Here is a 22,938-nt window from a genome sequence, read left to right on the forward strand (position 1 = left end):
TCCGGGTACCCCGTACGCCGGGGCGCCCAAAACTCGATAGAGTTGAGCGGAACAGACTCAACCTTGACGGCGTTGAACAACCCGACAAGCATTTTTGCCACTACCCGAACGGAGGTCGTCGTGGACTCTTTTAACCCGACCACCAAGACGCAAGCGGCGTTGACCGCGGCGCTGCAGGCGGCCTCGGCCGCCGGCAACCCCGAGATCCGGCCCGCCCACCTGCTGATGGCCCTGCTGACGCAGGCGGACGGGATCGCCGCGCCGTTATTGGAGGCCGTGGGTGTCGAGCCCGCCACCATTCGCGCCGAGGCCGAGCGCATGCTGGCCCGGCTGCCGCAGGCCAGCGGCGCCAGCTCGCAACCGCAGCTGTCCCGCGAGTCGCTGGCCGCCATTACCACCGCCCAGCACCTGGCCACCGAGCTGGACGACGAATACGTCTCCACCGAACACCTGATGGTGGGCCTGGCCACCGGCGACTCCGACGTCGCCAAGCTGCTCACCGGGCACGGCGCGTCCCCGCAGGCCCTGCGGGAGGCCTTCGTCAAGGTGCGCGGCAGCGCCCGGGTCACCAGCCCCGACCCCGAGGCCACTTACCAGGCGCTGGAGAAGTACTCCACCGACCTCACCGCGCGGGCCCGCGAGGGCAAGCTCGACCCGGTCATTGGCCGTGACAACGAGATCCGCCGCGTCGTGCAGGTGCTCTCCCGTCGCACCAAGAACAACCCGGTGCTCATCGGTGAGCCCGGCGTCGGCAAGACCGCGATCGTGGAGGGCCTGGCCCAGCGCATCGTGGCCGGCGACGTGCCGGAAAGCCTGCGCGACAAGACCGTCATCGCGCTGGACCTCGGCTCGATGGTGGCCGGCGCCAAATACCGCGGCGAGTTCGAGGAGCGGCTCAAGGCCGTCCTCGACGACATCAAGAACTCCGCCGGGCAGATCATCACGTTCATCGACGAGCTGCACACCATCGTCGGCGCCGGCGCGACCGGCGAGGGCGCGATGGACGCCGGCAACATGATCAAGCCGATGCTGGCCCGCGGGGAGCTGCGCCTGGTCGGCGCCACCACGCTCGACGAGTACCGCAAATACATCGAGAAGGACGCCGCGCTGGAGCGCCGTTTCCAGCAGGTGTTCGTCGGCGAGCCGTCGGTGGAGGACACCGTCGGCATCCTGCGCGGGCTCAAGGACCGCTACGAAGTGCACCACGGGGTGCGCATCACCGACTCCGCGCTGGTCGCCGCCGCCACGCTGTCGGACCGCTACATCACCGCCCGCTTCCTGCCCGACAAGGCCATCGACCTGGTCGATGAGGCCGCCAGCCGGCTGAAGATGGAGATCGACTCGCGGCCCGTCGAGATCGACGAGGTCGAGCGGCTGGTGCGCCGTCTCGAGATCGAGGAGATGGCCCTGGCCAAGGAGGAGGACGAGGCGTCCAAGGAGCGGCTGGAGAAGCTGCGCTCCGAGCTGGCCGACCAGAAGGAAAAGTTGGCCGAACTGACCACCCGCTGGCAGAACGAGAAGAACGCCATCGACGTCGTCCGCGAGCTCAAGGAGCAGCTGGAAACGCTGCGCGGCGAGTCCGACCGCGCCGAGCGCGACGGCGACCTGGCCAAGGCCGCCGAGCTGCGCTACGGCCGGATCCCGGAGGTGGAGAAGAAGCTCGAGGCCGCGCTGCCCCAGGCCGAGGCCCGCGAGAACGTGATGCTCAAGGAGGAGGTCGGGCCCGACGACATCGCCGAAGTGGTGTCGGCGTGGACCGGGATCCCGGCCGGGCGGATGCTCGAGGGCGAGACCGCGAAGCTGCTGCGCATGGAGGACGAGCTGGGCAAGCGCGTCGTCGGGCAGAAGCGGGCCGTGCAGGCGGTGTCCGACGCGGTGCGGCGCGCCCGGGCCGGCGTGGCCGACCCGAACCGGCCGACCGGGTCGTTCATGTTCCTGGGCCCCACCGGTGTCGGTAAGACCGAGCTGGCCAAGGCGCTGGCCGACTTCCTGTTCGACGACGAGCGGGCGATGGTCCGCATCGACATGAGCGAATACGGCGAGAAGCACTCGGTGGCCCGCCTGGTCGGCGCGCCGCCGGGCTACATCGGCTACGACCAGGGCGGTCAGCTGACCGAGGCGGTGCGCCGGCGTCCCTACACGGTGATCCTGTTCGACGAGATCGAGAAGGCGCACCCGGACGTGTTCGACGTGCTGCTGCAGGTGCTCGACGAGGGCCGGCTCACCGACGGGCAGGGCCGCACCGTCGACTTCCGCAACACCATCCTGATCCTGACCTCCAACCTGGGGTCGGGTGGCAGCGAGGAGCAGGTGATGGCCGCGGTGCGCTCGGCGTTCAAGCCCGAGTTCATCAACCGGCTCGACGACGTCATCATCTTCCACGGCCTCGAGCCCGGCGAGCTGGTGCAGATCGTCGACATCCAGCTGGCCCAGCTGCAGAAGCGGCTGGCGCAGCGCCGGCTCACGCTGGAGGTGTCGCTGCCGGCCAAGCAGTGGCTGGCCCACCGCGGCTTCGACCCGGTCTACGGCGCCCGGCCGCTGCGCCGGCTGGTGCAGCAAGCCATCGGCGACCAGCTGGCCAAGCAGTTGCTGGCCGGTCAGGTGCACGACGGCGACACCGTCCCGGTCAACGTCAGCCCGGACGGCGACTCGCTGATCCTGGGCTAGTCGGTCTGGCTCGAACGTCGACTTGTTGCGGGGATTTCCCTCGAAATCGCCCAACAAGTCGACGTTCGGCGCATTTAGTGATTTTGTTGTGACCTGGTCGCCTTCTGTGTTCCCGCCCAATAGCAGATACGCTGTTTTGGATGGTCCCCCTCTGGTTCACGCTGTCCGCACTGTGCTTTGTCGGTGCGGGCGTGCTGCTGTACGTCGACATCGACCGGCGGCGCGGGCGCAGCAGGCGCCGCAAGTCGTGGGCGCGGTCGCACGGGTTCGACTACGAGCGTGAATCGACCGACATCCTCAAACGCTGGAAGCGCGGGGTGATGTCGACGGTGGGCGATGTGGCCGCCCAGAACGTCGTGCTCGGTCAGATCCGCGGCGAGGCGGTCTACATCTTCGACCTCGAAGAAGTCGCCACGTTGATCGCGCTGCACCGCAAGGTCGGCACCAACGTCGTCGTCGACCTGCGCCTCAAGGGGCTCAAAGAGCCTCGGGAGAGCGACATTTGGCTGTTGGGCGCGATCGGGCCGCGGATGGTCTACTCGACCAACCTGGACGCGGCGCGGCGGGCCTGCGACCGGCGCATGGTGACGTTCGCCCACACCGCGCCCGACTGCGCCGAGATCATGTGGAACGAGCAGAACTGGACGCTGGTGGCCATGCCGATCACCAGCACCCGCACCCAGTGGGACGAGGGGCTGCGCACCGTGCGCCAGTTCAACGACCTGCTGCGGGTGCTGCCGCCGCTGCCGGAGGAGACTCCGCAGGAGGCGCCGGCCGCGCCGCGCAACTCCTCGCCCAGCCGCCCGCTGGCCCCCGCCGGCCGCGCGGAGCTGCCGCCGCGCCGCGCGCAGCAGGACGTGGCCGGGCTGCTCGGCCCGGACGTCCAGCCCGGCCGCCGCGCCGCCGAGCCGGTGCGCCGCGACCAGCCGCGGCCCGAGGCGCGCCCGGACACGCTGCGCCGCCCACCCCCGGGTGGGCGTAACGGCCATCAGGCCACCAACTATCAGCGCTGACGGCGGCCCCGGGCGTCCGCGAGGCCGGGCGCCCCGCCGTCATTAAGATGTCGCTCATGCCTCGCCCCGTCGCCCTGATCACCGGGCCGACCTCCGGGATCGGCGCCGGATACGCGCGGCGCTACGCGAGCGACGGCTACGACCTGGTGCTGGTCGCCCGCGACGTGGACCGGCTGACCGCGCTGGCCGGCGAACTGCGCGACCGGGCGGGCAACATCGAGATCCTGCCTGCCGACCTGGGCGATGCCGCCGACCGGCAACGGGTCGGTGAGCGACTGGCCGCCGGAGTGCGGGTGCTGGTCAACAACGCCGGCTTCGCCACCTCCGGCGACTTCTGGCACACCGACCCTGCGCTGCTGCAGTCCCAGCTCGACGTCAACGTCACCGCCGTCATGCACCTCACCCGGGCGGCGCTGCCGGCCATGCTCGACGCCGGCGCCGGGACCGTCATCAACATCGCCAGCATCGCCGGGTTGCTGCCGGGGCGGGGGTCGACGTACTCGGCGTCCAAGGCGTGGGTGATCTCGTTCAGTGAGGGCCTGTCCGTCGGGCTGCAGGGCACCGGCGTCTCCGTGCACGCGGTGTGCCCGGGCTACGTGCGCACCGAGTTCCACGCGCGCGCCGGGATCGACATGTCCAAGTCGCCGTCGTTTCTGTGGTTGCAGGTCGACGACGTGGTCGACCAGAGCCTGGCCGACATCGCCCGCGGCAAGGTGATCAGCATTCCGGGCTTGCAGTACAAGGCGATCGTCGCCGCCGAGCGGCTGATCCCGCGCACCCTGATGCGGGCGATCACCAAACGAGTCGGTGGTGGCCGTGGCCGAACCTGAGCTCGAGGAGCTGGCCGAGCTGGTGCGCCGGCTGTCGGTGGTGCACGGGCGGGTCACGCTGTCGTCGGGCAAGGAGGCCGACTACTACGTCGACCTGCGCCGGGCCACCCTGCACCATCGCGCCTCGGCGTTGATCGGCAGGCTGATGCGCGAGCTGACCAGCGACTGGGACTACGCGGTGGTCGGCGGCCTGACCCTGGGCGCCGACCCGGTGGCCACCGCCATCATGCACGCGCCGGGCCGCCCGATCGACGCCTTCGTGGTCCGCAAGTCGGCGAAAACCCATGGGCTGCAACGCCTTATCGAAGGCTCGGAGGTCGCGGGCAAGCGGGTGCTGGTGGTCGAGGACACCAGCACCACCGGCAACTCTGCGCTCACCGCGGTGCGCGCCGTCCAGCAGGCCGGCGGTCAGGTGCTGGGGGTGGCCACCGTGGTGGACCGCGCCACCGGCGCCGCCGAGGCCATCGAGGCCGAGGGGCTGCCCTACCGCAGCGTGCTCGGTCTCGCCGATCTGGGGCTGGGCTAATTGCATTGCTGCGCAAGGCTTCTCGCGATAGTGGCCTGCCTGCTGGCCTGCGTGACGGCCTGCTCGAACCCCCACCCCGCGGCGCGCCCGTACGGCGCCCAGGGCGCGCGGCTCGGCGAAGCGCTGGCGCTGCTGGGCTGGAACATGTCGCTGTCCAACCTGCGCTGGGACGGCGACTACGTGCTGGTCGACGTCGACGCCAGCCCCGCCTCGGCCAAGGGCCCGCACGCCAAACCCGAGGACATCCGGTTCGGGCTGTACGGCGCCCTGGCCCACCCGATGGAGGCGACCGGCCTGGGCAGCTGCGACAGCACCACGACCAGCCTGCGCGACGTCCCCGCGCCGCTGTCCGCGCCGCCCGACCGGCTCACCGGCACAGTTTGCCTTGGGCCGCTGAAGGATCGCAGTCAGGTCCGCGGCGTCTACGGCTACTCGCCGCGCGACCGCATCCCCAACAGCTCGTCGGCCTACCCGGTCGCCTTCCCGGTGGGACTGCTGCCGACGAACCCCAACGACAGCGGCGGCCTGGCGGTCAAGACGGCCAGCCTGTCCGCCTGGCGGGCCGACGGCACGCCGGTGACCAAGGCCCAGCTCGGCGATCCGGGGGCGTTCACCGGCAACGGCTACATGCTGCTGGGGTTGGAGGCCACCGCCGTGGCGGCCCGCTATCGCGACGAGTCGGTCCAGCGCGGCGGCCCGATGATGCTGCTGGCCTCGCCGACGCTGCCCGGCCGGGGCCTGAACCCGGCCTGCGCGGCGTACGGGTCGTCGGTGCTGATCCTGCCCGACGCCTCGCTGGACGCGGTGCACGTGAACGCGTCGCTGTGCACGCAGGGCGAGATCAACGACGCGCTGCTGTATGCGACGCTGGCCATCGACGGCACCCACGCCGGGGTGTGGACGCAGCGATGAGCCAACCGGGGCCCACCGAATGGTCCGCGACGCCGGCCGCCGGGGTGGGGCCGTGGCGCGGCGAGCTTCCCGACGACCCGCGCTATGACCCAATCCTGTTGCGCGACGGCGACACTCGCAACGTCGTCGACGCCTACCGGTACTGGACCCGCGAGGCGATCATCGCCGACATCGACCGGCGCCGCCATCCGCTGCACGTGGCCATCGAGAACTTCGGCCACGACGCCAACATCGGCTCGGTGGTGCGCACCGCGAACGCCTTCGCCGTGCACACCGTGCACATCGTGGGGCGGCGGCGGTGGAATCGCCGCGGCGCCATGGTGACCGACCGCTATCAGCGGCTGTGCCATCACGACAGCACCGCCGAGCTGCTCGACTTCGCGGCCACCGCGGGGTTGACCGTCGTCGCCGTCGACAACGTCCCGGGCGCGGCGCGGCTGGAAGAGACCACGCTGCCGCGGGAGTGCCTGCTGGTGTTCGGTCAGGAGGGCCCGGGCATCACCGACGACACCCGCACCGGCGCGACGCTGACGGTGTCGATCGCCCAGTTCGGCTCGACGCGCAGCATCAACGCCGGCGTCGCCGCCGGCATCGCGATGCACGCCTGGATCCAGCAGCACGCCGATTTGTCGCAGGCCTGGTGAAGCCGGCGCACCCGTCGAGTGTGTACTCACGGCGGCCCCGGCCGGCGTGTCGTCGCCAACGATGCACACTCGACGCCGCTGGGCGGCCGGGCGTGAGGCAGGATCGGCAGGTATGGATCAGCTCTGGGTCAACCGGGCGGCCAGCTGCGAAGCCGCTGTCACGCAACGACACCTGAGGCGGCTGTGGGGACTGCCCGCCACCCAGCTCGGCGTGGTGGCCTGGCCGCCGACCCGGCGCGACCGATGGTTCGGCACCTGGCACTACTGGTGGCAGGCGCATCTGCTGGACTGCCTCGTCGACGCGCAGCAGCGCGACCCGCAGCCGCAGCGGCGGGCCCGGATCAACCGGCAGGTCCGCTCGCACCGGCTGCGCAACAACCTCTCCTGGACCAACAGCTACTACGACGACATGGCCTGGCTGGCGCTGGCGCTGGAACGCGCCGCCCGCATCGCCGGCGTGCACCGGCGAAAGGCCCTGCCCAAGCTCGCGAACCAGTTCCTCCGCGCCTGGGTGCCCGAGGACGGCGGCGGCATCCCGTGGCGCAAGTCCGACCAGTTCTTCAACGCGCCCGCCAACGGCCCCGCGGGGATCTTCCTGGCCCGCTACGGCGATCACCTGAAACGCGCTGAGCAGATGGCGAATTGGATCGACGAGACCCTGATCGATCCCGAGACGCACCTGGTGTTCGACGGCATCAAGGCCGGTTCGCTGGTGCGCGCCCAGTACACCTACTGCCAGGGCGTGGTGCTGGGGCTGGAGACCGAGCTGGCCGCGCGCACCGACGGGCCGGCCCGGCAGCGGCACGCCGCGCGGGTGCGCCGGCTGGTCGCGGCCGTCGCCGAACACATGGCGCCGGCGGGCGTGCTGGCCGGCGCCGGCGGCGGCGACGGCGGGCTGTTCGCCGGTGTCACGGCCCGCTACCTGGCGCTGGTCGCCACCACGCTGCCGGGGTCTGCCGCCGAGGACGTCGCGGCCCGCGACACCGCCCGGCGGATCGTGCTGGCCAGCGCGAAGTCGGCCTGGGACTACCGGCAAACCGTGGACGGGCTGCCGGTGTTCGGCCCGTTCTGGGACCGCGACGCCCAGTTACCCACGGCCGGCGGCAAACAGGCGGAGTTCGTCGAGGGCGCGGTGACGGCATCCGAGATCGCCGAGCGGGACCTGTCGGTGCAGCTGTCGGGGTGGATGCTCATGGAGGCCGCCTGTAACGTCTCCGCCGAATCGTCGCACGAGAACAGGAGCGCCCTGTGAGTAAAGTCCACCCCGACGCGGAATCGGCTCTGCACGGCCTGCTGAAGGACGGCATCACCGTCGCCGCCGGCGGTTTCGGTCTGTGCGGCATCCCGGAGAAGCTGATCCAGGCGCTGGTGGACAGCGGCATCAAGGACCTCACCATCGTCGGAAACAACGCCGGCGTAGACGATTTCGGGATGGGGCTGCTGCTCAAGGGCCGGCAGGTGAAGAAGGTGATCGCCTCCTACGTCGGAGAGAACAAGGAGTTCGAGCGCCAGGTGCTCTCCGGCGAGCTGGACCTGGTGCTCACCCCGCAGGGCACGCTGGCCGAGAAGCTGCGCGCCGGCGGCGCGGGCATTCCCGGCTTCTACACCCGCACCGGCTACGGCACCACGCTGGCCGAGGGCAAGGACACCCGGGTCTTCGACGGCGTCGAATACGTACTGGAAGAAGGCATTCGGGCCGACCTGGCGATCGTCAAGGCGTGGAAGGGCGACAAGGCCGGCAACCTCGTCTACCGCAAGACCGCGCGCAACTTCAACCCGATGATCGCCACCTGCGCCGCGGTGACGGTGGCCGAGGTCGAGGAGCTGGTCGAGGTCGGCGATCTGGACCCCGACCTGATCCACACCCCCGGCATCTACGTGGACCGCATCATCCAGGGCATCGGCTACGAGAAGCGCATCGAGTTCCGCACCACCAGCGGCGGCGCCGCGCTGAAGAACGACAGCCCGATCCGCGAGCGGATGGCCCAGCGCGCCGCCAAGGAACTGCGCGACGGCTACTACGTCAACCTGGGCATCGGCATCCCGACCCTGGTGGCCAACTTCATCCCGGACGATATCCAGGTCACGCTGCAATCGGAGAACGGCCTGCTGGGCATCGGCGCCTATCCCAGCGAGGACACCGTCGACCCCGACCTCATCAACGCGGGCAAGCAGACCATCACCAGCCTGCCCGGGTCCAGCTTCTTCTCCAGCGCCGATTCCTTCGCGATGATCCGCGGCGGCCACATCGACCTGTCCATCCTGGGCGCGTTGGAGGTCGCCTCCAACGGCGACCTGGCCAACTGGATGGTGCCGGGCAAGATGGTCAAAGGGCCTGGCGGCGCAATGGATTTGGTGTCCGGTGTGAAGCGGGTGATCGTGCTGATGGACCACACCGCCAAAGACGGCAGCCCGAAGGTCCTCGAGCAGTGCACGTTGCCGCTGACCGGCAAGGGCGTGGTCGACATGATCATCACCAACCTGTGCGTCTTCGACGTCGAGCCGGGCCGGGGGCTGCTGCTCAGCGAGCTGCATCCGGGGGTGACGGTCGAGGAGGTGCGCGCCAAGACCGGCTGCGACTTCACCGTCGCGCTCTAAAGCCCGGCTACTCGGACGCCGGCAGCCGCTCGGATTCCCGCTCGGGCGTGCGCGTGGGGCGTCGCCGCCCCCGATAGCCCCGCCAGGCGGCGACGAACGCCGGCATCAGCGAGACGACCAGGATGCCCAGGATGATCTTCTCCAGGTTGTGGTGCACGAACGGCACGTTGCCCAGGAAGTAGCCGGCCAGCGTCGCGCCGCCACCCCAGGCGATGCCGCCGACGATGTCGAAACCCAGGAACACGGGATAGCGCATGTAGGACACCCCGGCGATGACCGGGACGAAGGTGCGCACGAACGGCGCGAACCGGGCCAGGATGACCGCCCAGGACCCGTACTTCTCGAAGAAGCCGTGCGACTCGGTCACGTAGTGCTTCTTGAAGAACCGGGAATCTTCCTTCTTGAACAGCGCCGGACCGATCCGGCGCCCGATGAAGTACCCGGTCTGATCGCCCAGCACCGCGACGATCGCGACGGCCGGGGCCAGCACCCAGATGCTGGCCGGCGGGTTGGGGTGCGCGGCCAGCAGCCCGCCGGTGAACAGCAGCGACTCGCCGGGCAGCAGCGGGAACAGCAGGCCGGTCTCGATGAAGACGATGACCAGGATGCCGGGCAGCACCGCGGAGCCGAAGACGCCGTCGGCGCCCAACCAATACATCGGGTCGAGGATGTCGGGCAGGGCCGTCACGGCGGTGCTCATGATGCCTCAAACATACCGGTCGCACCGGCAATCATGGCTATCCGCTGGCGGACTGGCAGATCTTCCACTGGTCGTCGCGGTACTGCAGGTCCAGGCTGCGGGTGGAGCGCACCTGCGGGTCGTAGGCCATGAAGGTGGTGACGTTCGCCTCGGCGTGCTGGCCGTTGACCACCACCTGGTCGATGCTGGCGATCACCGGGTACTGCTTGGCCGCCGAGACCCGGCGATAGGTCTCCGCCCAGGCGTGTTCGTCGTAGTCGGCGTAGCCGTCGCGGGTGGTGCCGCAGGTGATGCTGCGTAGCGTGGTGAGGTCACCGCGCTGGATGGCGGCGTCGAAGTTGCCGATGGTGTGCCGGACCTGATCCTCCTGCGAGACGTTGGTGTGCCTGCCGCGGGTGAGCAGCACGGTGCCCAGGATCGCGATCGCCGCCAGCGCCAGCACGATCACCACCAGCGCCAGTATCCAGCCCCAGTTGATTTGCCGGGAGGTGCGCAGCTTCCCGCCGAGCCGAGGTGGAATCGATTGTGGGACAGCGGCTTTGGGCGGAACCCCGAACTGGGTGGTGTTGTCCTGCCCGGGCGGCACGAACGCCTCGGTGGCCGGCTCCGGGGTGGTGGCGATGATCGTGGTTTCCTTCGCGTCGAAGCCCGGCGCGGTGAACCGGCGTTCGCGCTGCGGGCCGTCCGGCGTCTCCTGCGGGCCGCTGGGCGGATCGGGTTTGTTGATCACCACGGTCTCGGTTTCGGCGTCGCTCGGGACCATCGGGACGCTCTCGGTGGCGTCCTCGCTGCTGTCGAAGCCGCCGTCGGGCTCCTCGCCGGTCTCGGGCGTCCACTCGTCGCTCGCGCGAGACGCGCGTGGGTCGAACCCGGGCCGTTTCGGCGGGCCGCCGCGGCCGGGTTCGGGTGGGTTGGGCATGAGTACTACAGTCCTCCCGCTGTCGAGTGGGGTAGTTGCAGAGCTTAGCGACCGAGTACCCCGCTCGGGGCGATGGTAGAGGTGCGTCCCGCGGGCGAGACGAGTGAGCTGCAGAATAGAGCCATGACGCCGATGGGAGATCTGCTGGGGCCCGACCCGATCCTGCTGCCCGGAGATGCCGACGCCGAGGCGGAACTGACCGCGGGGGAGAACCCGGGCATCGTCGCCGCCGCGCATCCGACGGCCTCGGTGGCCTGGGCGGCGCTCGCCGAGCAGGCGCTGGCCGACGACCGGGCCATCACCGCCTATGCCTACGCCCGCACCGGCTACCACCGCGGCCTGGACCAGCTGCGCCGCAACGGCTGGAAGGGCTTCGGCCCGGTGCCGTACTCGCACGAACCCAACCGCGGCTTCCTGCGCTGCGTGGCGGCGCTGGCCCGCGCGGCCGACACGATCGGCGAGACCGACGAGTACCTGCGCTGCCTGGACCTGCTCGACGATTGCGACCCCGCAGCACGCAAAGAGCTTGGGCTGTAAGGCTTTTCAGAAGCTGTCGGAGCACTCGGTGTCGTCCGGGCAGTCGATCTGCACGGTGGCGTGGGCGAGCCCGCGGGCCGAGAGCACGGCGCGGGCGTCGCGCAGCACCCGGGCGGAGTCGCCGGTGCTGATCAGGTGCGCGGTGCACATGTCCTTGCCCGGCGACAGCGTCCACACGTGCAGGTCGTGCACGCCGGTCACGCCGTCGACGGCGCCCAGCGCGGCGCGCAGCTCCTCGACGTCGATGTGGGTGGGTGAGGATTCGGACAGGATCCGCAGCGCGTCGCGGGCCAGCGAGATGGCCCGGGGCAGCACCCACAGCGCCACCAGCACGGCCACCACCACGTCGGCGTAGGGCCAGCGCGTGGTCACCGTGACCACCCCGGCGATCAGCACGCCCAGGCTGCCGACGGTGTCGGCGATGACCTCCAGGTAGGCGCCCTTGACGGCCAGGCTGCCCGACGAGTGCGAGCGCAGCAGCAGCGCGACGACGAAGTTGGCGGCCAGCCCGGCCAGCGCCACCACGATCATCGGCACGCCCGGCACGGCGGGAGCCTCGCGCAGCCGCTGGATCGCCTCGTAGAGGATGAACACCGAGACGCCGATCAGCAGCCCGGCGTTGGCGACGGCGGTGAACACCTCGGCGCGGTGCCAGCCGTAGGTGCGCGCCGGCGACGAGCTGCCCCGGCGGGCCAGCGTGACGGCGGCCAACCCCATGAACACCGCGACGACGTCGGTCAGCATGTGGCCCGCGTCGGCCAGCAGCGCGATCGAGTTGATCAGCAACGAGGTGACCAGCTCGACGACGAAGAACGCCGCCAGGATCGCCGCGGCCATCACCATCCGCGGGATCAGCCGGGCGTCACCCGTCTCGGCGGGGGTGTGGTTGTGGCCGGCGCCCATGCCGGGAAATATATGCATGGCAACGCATATATGGCAAGGGTCAGACCCAGCGGCTCCAGAAGCGGGTCAGCACGTTGCCCGCGCCGGCCAGCCAGTGCGGCACGCCGGAGAAGTCGAACAGCCAGTAGACGATCCCGAAGAACCACCGGTTGAGCCCCGGCGCCAACAGCAGGAACAGCAGGATGAAGAACCCCCACTGCTTGGCCGGCGCCAGCGCCCGCTGCGTCTCGGGGCTCAGGTGCGGTTCCAGGGCGTCGTAGCCGTCCAGCCCCGGGATCGGCAGCAGGTTCAACAGCACCGCGGTGAGCTGCAGGAACCCCAGGAAGGCCACGCCCGCCCACAGCACCGCGTGGTCGGCGGTGAAGAACGCCCGGGTCAGCGCCAGCAGCACCGCCGCCAGCACCAGGTTGGCCGCCGGGCCGGCCAGGCTGACCAGGGTGCGGCGGGCCGGGGTCATGAACCAGGTCTGCACGTAGACCGCCGCACCGGGCAGACCGATGCCGCCCAGCGCGATGATCACCATCGGCAGCACCAGCGACAGCGCGGGATGGCTGTAGCGGCGCGGGTCCAGCGTCAGGTAGCCGCGCACCGCCGCGTCCCGGTCGCCGAAGCGCCAGGCGGTCACCGCGTGCCCGAATTCGTGCAGGCACAGCGACACCAGCCAGCCGGCGATGACGAAGACGAACACGCCGAGGTAGGCCAGCGGCCGCGGGCTGGATCCGGCCAGCCAGGCCAGCGCCCCGCCCAGCGCGGTCAACCCCAGCAGGGCCAGAAAGATCGGGCTGGGCCGCACCGACTCGTGTTGGGGGGCGCGGAAGCTCACCGGTCGAAACTAGCGGACCAGCAGCCAGCCCTCGATGTTGCGGTAGAAGGCCGACCGTCGCGCGGGGCGGGCGGCCGGCACGCCGTCGCGCAGCACGGTCGCCCCGGTGCTGCCCAGCTGCGCCGCCCGGCCGGTGACCCAGCGCCGCCACGGCCGGCCGCGACCGCCGCCCGCAGGCCCGGCATCGCCGCCGTCGGCTCGATCCACACGGCGGTGACGTCGCCGTCGAACAACGTGGTGTCGTCGACGACGGCCTCGCCGTGCAGCCACCGCTGCCCGCCGGGCGCCGCCCAGCAGGCCCGCCCGACGATCGCCGAGCCCGTCTCGTCGCGGATCAGCGGCACCCGCCGCGCCGCACCCCGCGCGGCCCGCCGCGCCGCCCGGAATCCGGTGGGCAGCCGGTAGTTCCGGGTGGCCCGGGTGCGCCGGCGCGGCACGTAGGCCACCTCGACGTCCAGCCGCTCGGCGCGCAGCAGCCGGGTCAGCACCAATGCCAGCTCGGCGTCGCCGCCGAGCACGATCAGCCGCCGGTACGGGCCGATCGCGGCGTCGACATCGGTGTCACCGGCGACCCGATGGGTGGGCATGCCGCGCAACGGCCGGTAGTCGCGTCGCCGGCCGAACTGAAGAACCGCGGCGGCCCGATCCTGTTGCGTCACAGCCCATCCAATCGGGGAATATCCAATGTCCTTGTCTCCCAACATCTCTGAGTGGACATGAACCGCGACGCCGAAAGGGCGCACCATAACGACACGGTCACAACATGGCGTCGGACTGCGAAAGTTGTTGCCACGCTTCCGGGAAACAACCGGATACTTTACTCCTGCCACAGGGCTGACGTTGCGCGGAATCCCGCCACGAGTGGTTTAGCGGAACGGAGCACCACCATTCCTCGACCAACCGCCATCTTGTCGATCGCGCCGACCGCGTCGGGCGCCGGCCCCATCCGCGTCCGTTGCTGAGGACGCCGCTGTGCCGCGCCGGCGCCGTGCTGGCGTCGGTCGTGCTGCTGTGCAGCGCTTCGGCGACCGCCTCGGCCGACGAGTCGATCGTGATCGACCTGGTGCGCCACGGGCAGTCGGTGGCCAACGCGGCGGGACTGATCGACACGGCGGTGCCCGGCGCCTCCCTCACCCAGCTCGGTCAGCAACAGGCGCAGACCGTCGCCGGCGTTCTGGCGGCGCGGGGCCCGGTCGCCGCGATCTTCGCCTCGCAGCTGATCAGGACGCAGCAGACCGCGGCGCCGCTGGCCACCGCGCTGGGCATGAACGTCCAAGTGCTGCCGGGGCTCAACGAGATCGACGCCGGCATCTTCAACGGCCAGCCGCAGTTCAGCCTCGGCGGGCTGGCCTACCTCTTGGCGCCGATCGCGTGGATGCTCGGGCTGCGCATCGTGCCGATGCTGGCTCCCGGTTCCGCGGACGCCAACGGGTACGAGTTCCGCCGGCGCTTCGACGGCGCGCTGCAAACCGTGTACGGCAGCGCCGCGGCCAACGCCGGCGGCTTCGGTGACGTGCTTCAGGCGGTGTACGCCGGGGCGGTGACGAACCCGGTCCGCGCCGCCAACGGCCGGATCACCGGGGTGGCGTTCTCCAGCGAGTTCGCCATCGGCGTCGGGACGATGATGACCGTCAAGAACCCCGATCCGTTGCTGCTGCTCTTCGACCCGCTGCCCAACACGGGCATCGTGGTCATCCAGGGCAGCCCCCGCGACGGCTGGACGCTGATCAGCTGGAACGGCAAACCCGTGCATCCGGGGTGGTCGGCCACCCGGAACGGTCGCGGCGCCAATGGCCTGTGCCTGATGCTGGACCCGTCCACCCGGACCGGCGTGTGCGCGGCCAAACCGCCCGGGCCGGCGAGCGCCCCGGTCGCGGCGCGTCCTGGCTTAAGCTGATTTGCCCGGCTCCTGCGCCGGCCATCGGCGGCCCGCCTCGCCGCCAGGCTAGGGTGGGTCACCGGCTGGACCACAATACGCAGGCGAGATCAGGGTTGGAGCGTGTCATGCCGGCAATCGTCCTCATCGGCGCCCAGTGGGGCGACGAGGGCAAGGGTAAGGCCACTGACCTGCTCGGTGGGCGCGTGCAGTGGGTGGTGCGCTACCAGGGCGGCAACAACGCCGGACACACCGTCGTCTTGCCGACCGGGGAGAACTTCGCCCTGCACCTGATCCCGTCCGGGGTGCTCACTCCCGGCGTCACCAACGTCATCGGCAACGGTGTGGTGGTCGACCCCGGGGTGCTGCTCGACGAGCTCAAGGGGCTCGAAGACCGCGGCGTGGACACCTCGCGGTTGCTGATCTCGGCCGACGCGCACCTGTTGCTGCCGTATCACGTGGCCATCGACAAGGTCACCGAGCGCTACATGGGCAACAAGAAGATCGGCACCACCGGCCGCGGCATCGGCCCGTGCTACCAGGACAAGATCGCCCGGATCGGAATCCGGGTGGCCGACGTGCTCGACCGCGAGGTGCTGACCCACAAGATCGAGGCGGCGCTGGAGCTGAAGAACCAGATCCTGGTCAAGATCTACAACCGCAAGGCGCTCGATCCGCATCAGGTGGTCGAATGCCTGCTGGAGCAGGCCGAGGGTTTCCGGCACCGCATCGCCGACACCCGGCTGCTGCTCAACACCGCGCTGGAGGCCGGCGAGACGGTGCTGTTGGAAGGCTCGCAGGGCACCCTGCTCGACGTCGACCACGGCACGTATCCTTATGTGACGTCGTCGAATCCGACGGCCGGCGGGGCCGCCGTGGGCTCGGGGATCGGCCCGACCCGGATCACCGCGGTGCTGGGCATCCTCAAGGCCTACACCACCCGGGTGGGGTCCGGCCCGTTCCCCACCGAGCTGTTCGACGAGAACGGCGAATACCTGTCCAAGACCGGCGGCGAATTCGGGGTCACCACCGGCCGGCGCCGCCGGTGCGGCTGGTTCGATGCCGTGATCGCCCGCTACGCCACCCGGGTCAACGGCATCACCGACTTCTTCCTGACCAAGCTCGACGTGTTGTCCAGCCTGGAGACGGTGCCGGTGTGCGTCGGCTACCGCATCGACGGGGCGCGCGTCAACGAGATGCCGATGACCCAGAGCGATCTGCACCGCGCCGAGCCGATCTATGAGGAGCTGCCCGGCTGGTGGGAGGACATTTCGGCGGCCCGCGAGTTCGACGACCTGCCGGCCAAGGCGCGCGACTACGTGCTGCGGCTGGAAGAGCTTGCCGGAGCGCATGTTTCGTGCATCGGGGTGGGGCCCGGTCGGGAACAGACCATCGTGCGACGCGACATCCTGGCGGCGCGCCCGTGACGGAACCCGACCCGACCGAACTAGATCCCGAATACGAACACCACGGCGGCTTCCCGGAGTACGGCCCGGCCAGCCCCGGGCCGGGGTTCGCCCGGTTCGTGGAGTCCATGCGCCGGCTGCAGGACCTCGCGGTGTCCGCCGACCCCGGTGACGACGTCTGGGACGACGCGGCCGAGCGGGTGGCCGCCTTGGTCGAGCTCCTGGATCCGTTCGAGGCCGACGAGGGCGCGGCGCCCGCGGGCCGCACGCCCGGCCTGCCCGGCATGGGCAGCCTGCTGCTGCCGCCGTGGGTGCTGACCCGCTACGGCCCCGACGGTGTCGAGATGACCGGGCACTTCAGCCGGTTCCACGTCGGCGGCAACCACGCGGTGCACGGCGGCGTGCTGCCGCTGCTGTTCGACCACATGTTCGGCATGATCTCGCACGCCGCGGGCCGGCCGATCAGCCGGACGGCCTTCCTGCACGTCGACTACCGCAAGATCACCCCGATCGACGTGCCGCTGCTGGTGCGCGGCCGGGTCACCGGGACCGAGGGCCGCAAGGCGTTCGTGGCCGCCGAACTGGTCGACGGCGACCAGACGGTGCTGGCCGAGGGCCACGGCCTGATGGTGCGGCTGCTGCCCGGCCAGCCCTGAGGCCGGCCCCGAGGCGGGGCGGGCACTCAGCGGACCCACCTATCCTTGGACCCGTGACTGACGGCGTGACCGACGGACGGGACGACGAGACGACGGCGCTCGCCGTGCCCAGGCCCGCTCCCGCCGAGGGCGGCCCGGCTCCCGCCGACGGCAGGCCGGCGGTGATGCTGCTGGGCTCCGGCGACATCAGCCGCGAGCTGGCGATCGCCCTGGGGCGGCTGGGCGCGCGGGTGATCGCCGTCGACGCGCACCCGCAGGCGCCCGCGCACGCGGTGGCCGACCAGGCGCTGGTGCTGCCGTTGACCGACGCCGGCGAGCTGTCGGCGGCGATTCACCGGCTGCGACCCGACGTCGTGGTGAGCACCACCGACGCCGTCGCGGTGCCGGCCCTCGAGGCGCTGGACGGCGCGGGCGCCGAGCCCGTGCCCAGCGCCCGCGCCGTGCGGCTGGCCGCCGACCGGGAAGGGCTGCGCCGGCTGGCCGCCGACGAGCTGGGGCTGCCCACCGCGCCGTTCTGGTTCGCCGGATCGCTGGGTGAACTCGAGGCGGTGGGCGCGCACGCCGGATACCCGTTGCTGGTCAAGCCGGTGGTCGGGGCGGTCGGGCCGCGGCAGTCGGTGGTGGCGGGCCGTGAGGACATCGCGGCCGCCTGGCACCGCGCGGTGGACGGTCAGCCCGGCGCCCGGGTGCTGGCCGAAACCGTGGTCGAGGTGCAGTTCCATGTCACGCTGCTGGCGGTGCGCAGCGAGGGCGCCGCGGGTCCGGCGATCGAATTCTGCTCACCGATCGGGCATCGCGGCGCCGGCGGGCGGGTGCTGGAATCCTGGCAGCCGCAGAAGATGAGCCGGGCCGCGATGGACGCCGCGAAGTCGATCGGGGCGCGAATCGTCAAGGCGCTGGGCGGGCGCGGCGTGTTCGGCGTCGGGTTGATGGTCAACGGCGACGAGGTGTATTTCGCCGACGTCACCGCCCACCCGGGCGACAGCGCCTGGGTGACGGTGCGCAGCCAGCGGCTCTCGGCGTTCGAACTGCAGGCCCGCACCATCCTGGGCCTGCCGGTGGACACCATGATGGTGTCGCCGGCCGCCGCCCGGGTGGTCGACTCCGCCGGCCCCGGCGACCGAGCGGCCCTGTCCGGCGCGCTCGGCGTGCCGGAGAGCGACCTGCGGGTGTGCGGGGGCGGTTTCCGGGCCCTGGCGACCGCACCGGAGGTGGCCGCCGCCCGGGAGCGCGCCGGCCGGGTCGCCGCCGGCTGACCGCGGGCGCGGGCGGCGTGGGCGGCGCGGGCGGCTGAGCCGCGGCGGCGCCGGCGCGACGGCCTCGATACGATCGCAGGTCAGGGTGGCCGGCAATGCGTACCGAGACGAGGGGACACCAACCAACATGAGCACCGAGCGCGCACACTCCTACGCGGGGGACGTTTCGCCGCTGGAAGCATGGAAACTGCTCAGCGACAATCCGAACGCCGTGCTGGTCGACGTGCGCACCGACGCCGAATGGCGCTTCGTCGGGGTGCCCGATCTGTCCAGCCTGGGCCGCGAGGTGGTTTTCCTGGAGTGGAACACCTCCGACGGCAGGCACAACCCGGACTTCGCCGACCAGCTGCGCCGGCAGATCGAGCCGGCGCCGGCCGGCCAGGAGCGCCCGGTGCTGTTCCTGTGCCGCTCGGGTAACCGCTCCATCGGCGCCGCCGAGGTGGCGACCCAGCTGGGCATCACGCCGGCCTACAACGTGCTCGACGGCTTCGAGGGTCATCTCGACGCCAACGGCCACCGCGGTGAAACAGGTTGGCGGGCAATCGGTTTGCCCTGGAAGCAGGGATAGCCCGGATGAGTCAGGCCGGCGACGATTCGGTCCGCACGCCCCCCGCGCTGCCCGACGGCGTCAGCCAGGCGACCATCGGCGTGCGCGGCGGACTGCTGCGTTCGGGATTCGACGAGACCGCCGAGGCGCTGTATCTGACCTCCGGCTACGTCTACGAGTCGGCCGCCGTTGCCGAGCAGTCGTTCACCGGCGAACTGGACCATTTCGTCTACTCCCGCTACGGCAACCCCACCGTGACCATGTTCGAGGAGCGGCTGCGCCTGCTCGAAGGCGCGCCGGCGGCGTTCGCCACCGCGAGCGGCATGGCGGCGGTGTTCACCTCGCTGGGCGCGCTGCTGGCCGCGGGCGACCGGCTGGTCGCCGCGCGCAGCCTGTTCGGCTCCTGCTTCGTGGTGTGCAACGAGATCCTGCCGCGCTGGGGCGTGCAGACGGTGTTCGTCGACGGCGACGACCTCGCGCAGTGGGAGGAGGCGTTGTCGGTGCCGACGGCGGCGGTGTTCTTCGAGACGCCGTCGAACCCGATGCAGTCGCTGGTGGACATCGCCGCGGTCACCGAGCTCGCCCACGCCGCGGGCGCAAAGGTGGTGCTGGACAACGTTTTCGCCACCCCGTTGCTGCAGCAGGGCATCCCGCTCGGGGTGGACGTGGTGGTGTACTCGGGTACCAAACACATCGACGGCCAGGGCCGGGTGCTGGGCGGGGCCATCCTCGGGGACAGGGACTACATCGACGGGCCGGTGCAGAAGCTGATGCGGCACACCGGTCCGGCGATGAGCGCGTTCAACGCCTGGGTGCTGCTGAAAGGCCTTGAGACCATGGCCATCCGGGTGGAACACAGCAATTCCTCGGCGCACCGGATCGCCGAATTCCTGGAGACCCATCCCGCGGTGCGCTGGGTCCGCTACCCGTATCTGCCGTCCCACCCGCAGTACGACCTGGCCAAGCGCCAGATGTCCGGCGGCGGAACGGTGATCACCTTCGCGCTGGACTGCCCCGACGACAAGGCCAAGCAGCGGGCTTTCGAGGTGCTGGACAAGCTGACGCTGATCGACATCTCCAACAACCTCGGTGACGCCAAATCCCTTGTCACACATCCCGCTACCACCACCCACCGGGCGATGGGCCCGGAGGGCCGCGCGGCGATCGGGCTGGGCGACGGCGTGGTCCGCATCTCGGTCGGGCTGGAAGGCACCGACGACTTGATCGCCGACATCGACCGGGCGCTGGGTTAGCCGGTTCAGCCGGCCTGCTTTTCGGCCGAGTCGACGTGCTCGGCGGCCGCCAGCGTCCCGTCCTGGGCCCGGCGCTCCAGCCACTCCACCACCGGGCGCGCGTAGATCATCTGGCTGGTGATGGCCATCTGGCCGCGGGTGCGGCCCAAAAACGAGATGCCCCAGGCGAACATGGCGGCCAGCCGGTTGCGGTGGCCGATCAGGTAGTACAGGTGCAGCAGCAGCCACGCCAGCCAGGCGATGAAGCCGGCGAACTCCACCCTGCCGACCTGCGCGACGGCGCTGTACCGCGAGATCAGCGCCATGCTGCCCTTGTTGACGTACCGGAACGGCTTGCGCTCGGCCGGGTTGTCCTGGCCCTTGACCGCCTGCTTGATGATGCCGGCCGCGTACTTCGCGCCCTGGATCGCGCCTTGGGCCATCCCGGGGACACCGGGCACCGACATCAGATCGCCGACGACGAAGACGTACGGATGCCCCTTGACGGTGAGGTCGGGCTCGACGATCACCCTTCCGGCACGGTCGGTTTCGGTGCCGTCGGACTGCTCGGCGATCATCGCGCCCAGCGCGCTGGCCTGCACCCCCGCCGCCCACACCTTGCACGCGCATTCGATGCGGCGCTCAGCGCCGTCCTTCTCCTTGACCGTGATGCCCATGTAGTCCACCGCGGTCACCATCGCGTTGAGCTGGACCTCGACGTCCATCTTCTGCAACCGCCGCTGCGCCTTGAGGCCCAGCTTGGGGCCCATCGGCGGCAGCACCGCGGGCGCGGCGTCGAGCAGGATGACCCGGCATTCGCTGGGGGTGATGGTTCGAAACGCCCCGGCCAGGGTGCGCTCGGCGAGCTGGACGATCTCGCCGGCCAGCTCGACGCCGGTGGGGCCGGCCCCGACCACCACGAAGGTCAGCCGGCGTCTGCGTTCGGCCGGATCGGTGGCCACCTCGGCGGCCTCGAAGGCGCCCAGGATGCGGCCGCGCAGCTCCAGCGCGTCGTCGACGCTCTTCATTCCCGGCGCGAACGCGGCGTACTCGTCGTGGCCGAAATAGGACTGCTGGGCCCCGGCGGCCACGATCAGGCTGTCGTAGGGCGTGACGGTGTCCATGCCCATCAGGTGCGACGTCACCGTCTTGGCGGTGAGGTCGATGGCCGAGACGTCACCCCAGAGCACCCGAACGTTCTTCTGCTTGCGCAGGATCAGTCGGGTGGTCGGGGCGATGTCGCCCTCGGACAGGATGCCGGTGGCCACCTGGTAGAGCAGCGGCTGGAACAGATGCGTGGTGGTTTTCGAGATCAGGGTGATGTCGACCTGGGTTCCCTTGGGCGCGCGTTTGAGCGCCTTGGCCGCAGTCAGTCCGCCGAAGCCGCTTCCGATGATGACGACACGATGGCGCGACATGCCCGTCCCTTCTGCCGTGCCGGGCGGCCGGTCTGCCCAGCGCAACTCCACCGTACGACGCCACACCCGCGAAAGGCGAGGCATCCGGGCAGACCGATACGCCGCGCGGCCCAGCCGCCGACCGGCCGAAGGAACCCCTCAAGGCGAAAACGGTTGGGAGCGCGCGGTTCTCGGTAATGCCAGAACACCGAGGCGCCGCCGCTCCCACGCCGTGAACCGAAGCGAACGGCGAAGTCCCTTGTGCGGCAGCAGGTCCCGGCCGAAGCCGCGGTGAGCCGACGACCCCAGGCCGCGGCTCCGGCCGGTTAGCTAACTCATCTTCGCTTTTGCGAAGCGTGAAATGACCGAAAAAGCCCGAATCACACTGTGGGCTTGTTCGGTTGATGCACTACTACGGAGTGCAGGTCAAACCGGGTCCGCAGTCGATAACTAACGGAACCGTGCACGCCGAGGTCATTGGTGCCGCCAAGGCGAGGACCACGGCGACGACGATTTTGCTGGTGCGACGAGACATAAGAACCCCCTTCGTCTGGGAGACGATATTCTGATGCCCGATGTGGGCGAGTTTACGTCGTCAGCACTTCGCAGATAAGGGATTTCGCGAAGATCGCCGACCGATTCGCCAAACGGATGATCGGCGACCACCGGCGCGGCCCGGCCCCCGGATGGGCATTGCAATCGCAGCAAAATTCGCTGCCGGGAGGAATTCGAATTATCCTGCGCGCGGCCGCGACCGCGGCTATATTGGATCGCTATTTACCGGCCGCCGATTGGTGCCGGTGCGTAAACCGGACATGGATTCAAAAACCCGGCAATCGGTTTCGGTCGCATTCCGCTCCGACCGGCGGCGGGGCTAGAACGGCCACCCGGTGGCGTCGCTCTTGTACTTGGCGTTGAGGTCACTGCAGAAGTCGGCGGCGGTGCCGGCGAGCAGGATGTAATAGGTCTCGCCGCGGCGGCTTTCGTAGGAGGTGGGGGTGGTCCAGCCGCTGTTGCACATCGCGGTTTCGCCGCCGGCGGTGGCCCGTCGCCAGTTGGTCTTCGCGCACGCGGCCAGGTTGTCCGGGCTCGGCGTGGCGCTCTTGGCCGCGACGAGCATGGCCCCACCCCACTGGCCGTCGTTGCGCCGGTAGGCGCGCGCCCCGAACCCGGCGTTGTTGTCCTGGCACGTCAACGCGCGGCGCAACAGTGAAAAGGGCGCCGCCAGCTGCTGGTTGGCCGCCCCCGCCGCCGCGGTGATGAACTGCGCCGCGTCCGAGCCGTCGACCTCCTGCACCACGCCGGGGTTGCCAAAGCTGAACAGCTGCTGGGAGATTCCCTGCGCGGCGGCCGAGCCGCCGCCGATGATCGGGCCGCTGCCGCCGGAAGTCATCGGCGGCAGCCCCGGGGGCGGGTCGGCGGCCGCCGGCGCCGTGCCGGCGTACAGGGTCGCCAGCGCGGTCAGGGCGCCGATCCGGCGGGCCGTGGCACTCATG

General features: G+C 70.5%; 21 protein-coding genes and 1 pseudogene. 15 read left to right on the forward strand and 7 right to left on the reverse strand.

Annotated elements, in window-relative coordinates; all coding sequences use genetic code 11:
- Positions 1-120 precede the first annotated feature (120 nt).
- The 8 genes from clpB (at position 121) to NF20_RS28825 (ending at position 9,190) form a co-directional block, all read left to right on the forward strand.
- Positions 121-2,667, forward strand: a complete 2,547-nt coding sequence (gene clpB, locus NF20_RS24595) for an ATP-dependent chaperone ClpB (protein ID WP_003873857.1) — start codon at positions 121-123, stop codon at positions 2,665-2,667.
- A gap of 140 nt (positions 2,668-2,807) precedes the next feature.
- Positions 2,808-3,680 (forward strand): trehalose monomycolate transport factor TtfA, encoded by an 873-nt coding sequence (ttfA, locus tag NF20_RS24600; RefSeq protein WP_033717559.1) that lies wholly within the window; start codon positions 2,808-2,810, stop codon positions 3,678-3,680.
- A gap of 56 nt (positions 3,681-3,736) precedes the next feature.
- Complete coding sequence (locus tag NF20_RS24605) at positions 3,737-4,510, forward strand: SDR family NAD(P)-dependent oxidoreductase (RefSeq protein ID WP_023866936.1); 774 nt, start codon at positions 3,737-3,739, stop codon at positions 4,508-4,510.
- A complete protein-coding gene (pyrE, locus tag NF20_RS24610) occupies positions 4,497-5,036 on the forward strand; it encodes an orotate phosphoribosyltransferase (protein ID WP_011726253.1) in 540 nt (179 codons plus the stop codon). The genes NF20_RS24605 and pyrE overlap by 14 nt, the downstream gene beginning before the upstream one ends.
- Before the next feature lie 27 nt (positions 5,037-5,063).
- Positions 5,064-5,948, forward strand: coding sequence for a hypothetical protein (locus NF20_RS24615; protein WP_371265821.1), 885 nt, complete (start codon positions 5,064-5,066; stop codon positions 5,946-5,948).
- A complete protein-coding gene (locus tag NF20_RS24620) occupies positions 5,945-6,592 on the forward strand; it encodes a TrmH family RNA methyltransferase (protein ID WP_033710588.1) in 648 nt (215 codons plus the stop codon). Before NF20_RS24615 ends, NF20_RS24620 begins: the two co-directional genes overlap by 4 nt.
- Before the next feature lie 112 nt (positions 6,593-6,704).
- Positions 6,705-7,844: a glycoside hydrolase family 76 protein gene (locus tag NF20_RS24625; RefSeq protein ID WP_033710586.1), complete on the forward strand. Its 1,140-nt coding sequence runs from the start codon at positions 6,705-6,707 to the stop codon at positions 7,842-7,844.
- Positions 7,841-9,190 carry a 3-oxoacid CoA-transferase gene (locus NF20_RS28825; RefSeq protein ID WP_033710585.1) on the forward strand — a complete coding sequence of 450 codons (1,350 nt, stop codon included), beginning with the start codon at positions 7,841-7,843 and terminating at the stop codon, positions 9,188-9,190. Before NF20_RS24625 ends, NF20_RS28825 begins: the two co-directional genes overlap by 4 nt.
- Positions 9,191-9,197: 7 nt before the next feature.
- Here the strand turns inward: NF20_RS28825 and NF20_RS24635 are convergent, their stop codons facing one another.
- Both NF20_RS24635 and NF20_RS24640 read right to left on the reverse strand, forming a co-directional pair.
- The gene (locus NF20_RS24635; protein WP_019732916.1) at positions 9,198-9,890 is read right to left on the reverse strand and encodes a DedA family protein; all 693 of its coding nucleotides are present in this window, start codon (positions 9,888-9,890) and stop codon (positions 9,198-9,200) included.
- A 37-nt stretch (positions 9,891-9,927) separates the two neighbouring features.
- Positions 9,928-10,809: a hypothetical protein gene (locus NF20_RS24640; protein WP_003873848.1), complete on the reverse strand. Its 882-nt coding sequence runs from the start codon at positions 10,807-10,809 to the stop codon at positions 9,928-9,930.
- Positions 10,810-10,932: 123 nt separating this feature from the next.
- On the opposite strand from NF20_RS24640, the gene NF20_RS24645 reads away from it, so the two are divergent.
- A complete protein-coding gene (locus NF20_RS24645) occupies positions 10,933-11,346 on the forward strand; it encodes a DUF3151 domain-containing protein (RefSeq protein ID WP_019732918.1) in 414 nt (137 codons plus the stop codon).
- A 6-nt stretch (positions 11,347-11,352) separates the two neighbouring features.
- Here the strand turns inward: NF20_RS24645 and NF20_RS24650 are convergent, their stop codons facing one another.
- The 3 genes and pseudogenes from NF20_RS24650 to NF20_RS24660 form a co-directional block, all read right to left on the reverse strand.
- On the reverse strand, positions 11,353-12,249 hold the full coding sequence (locus tag NF20_RS24650) for a cation diffusion facilitator family transporter (protein WP_011726246.1): 897 nt from the start codon (positions 12,247-12,249) through the stop codon (positions 11,353-11,355).
- Between the two features lie 40 nt (positions 12,250-12,289).
- The gene (locus NF20_RS24655; protein WP_011726245.1) at positions 12,290-13,072 is read right to left on the reverse strand and encodes a site-2 protease family protein; all 783 of its coding nucleotides are present in this window, start codon (positions 13,070-13,072) and stop codon (positions 12,290-12,292) included.
- A gap of 9 nt (positions 13,073-13,081) precedes the next feature.
- Positions 13,082-13,659: pseudogene (locus NF20_RS24660) on the reverse strand (peptidase M50).
- 368 nt (positions 13,660-14,027) lie between these two features.
- Between NF20_RS24660 and NF20_RS24665 the strand changes: the two are divergent.
- From NF20_RS24665 to NF20_RS24690, 6 genes are all read left to right on the forward strand, one after another.
- Positions 14,028-14,969 carry a histidine phosphatase family protein gene (locus NF20_RS24665; RefSeq protein ID WP_019734062.1) on the forward strand — a complete coding sequence of 314 codons (942 nt, stop codon included), beginning with the start codon at positions 14,028-14,030 and terminating at the stop codon, positions 14,967-14,969.
- Positions 14,970-15,076: 107 nt separating this feature from the next.
- Positions 15,077-16,375 (forward strand): adenylosuccinate synthase, encoded by a 1,299-nt coding sequence (locus NF20_RS24670; RefSeq protein WP_003873842.1) that lies wholly within the window; start codon positions 15,077-15,079, stop codon positions 16,373-16,375.
- Positions 16,372-17,010, forward strand: coding sequence for a PaaI family thioesterase (locus NF20_RS24675; RefSeq protein ID WP_003873841.1), 639 nt, complete (start codon positions 16,372-16,374; stop codon positions 17,008-17,010). Before NF20_RS24670 ends, NF20_RS24675 begins: the two co-directional genes overlap by 4 nt.
- Positions 17,011-17,063: 53 nt before the next feature.
- Positions 17,064-18,266 carry a formate-dependent phosphoribosylglycinamide formyltransferase gene (gene purT, locus NF20_RS24680; RefSeq protein ID WP_033717563.1) on the forward strand — a complete coding sequence of 401 codons (1,203 nt, stop codon included), beginning with the start codon at positions 17,064-17,066 and terminating at the stop codon, positions 18,264-18,266.
- A gap of 127 nt (positions 18,267-18,393) precedes the next feature.
- Positions 18,394-18,834: a rhodanese-like domain-containing protein gene (locus NF20_RS24685; RefSeq protein ID WP_003873839.1), complete on the forward strand. Its 441-nt coding sequence runs from the start codon at positions 18,394-18,396 to the stop codon at positions 18,832-18,834.
- A gap of 5 nt (positions 18,835-18,839) precedes the next feature.
- On the forward strand, positions 18,840-20,066 hold the full coding sequence (locus NF20_RS24690; protein ID WP_009979432.1) for an O-succinylhomoserine sulfhydrylase: 1,227 nt from the start codon (positions 18,840-18,842) through the stop codon (positions 20,064-20,066).
- A gap of 5 nt (positions 20,067-20,071) precedes the next feature.
- On the opposite strand, the gene NF20_RS24695 is transcribed toward NF20_RS24690, so the two are convergent.
- Positions 20,072-21,463, reverse strand: a complete 1,392-nt coding sequence (locus tag NF20_RS24695) for an NAD(P)/FAD-dependent oxidoreductase (RefSeq protein WP_031349804.1) — start codon at positions 21,461-21,463, stop codon at positions 20,072-20,074.
- An 853-nt stretch (positions 21,464-22,316) separates the two neighbouring features.
- Positions 22,317-22,937 (reverse strand): hypothetical protein, encoded by a 621-nt coding sequence (locus NF20_RS24700; protein WP_023862155.1) that lies wholly within the window; start codon positions 22,935-22,937, stop codon positions 22,317-22,319.
- Between the last annotated feature and the right edge of the window lies 1 nt (position 22,938).

Source organism: Mycobacterium sp. MAC_080597_8934 (genome assembly GCF_000523975.1).
Taxonomy (GTDB): Bacteria; Actinomycetota; Actinomycetes; order Mycobacteriales; family Mycobacteriaceae; genus Mycobacterium; species Mycobacterium avium.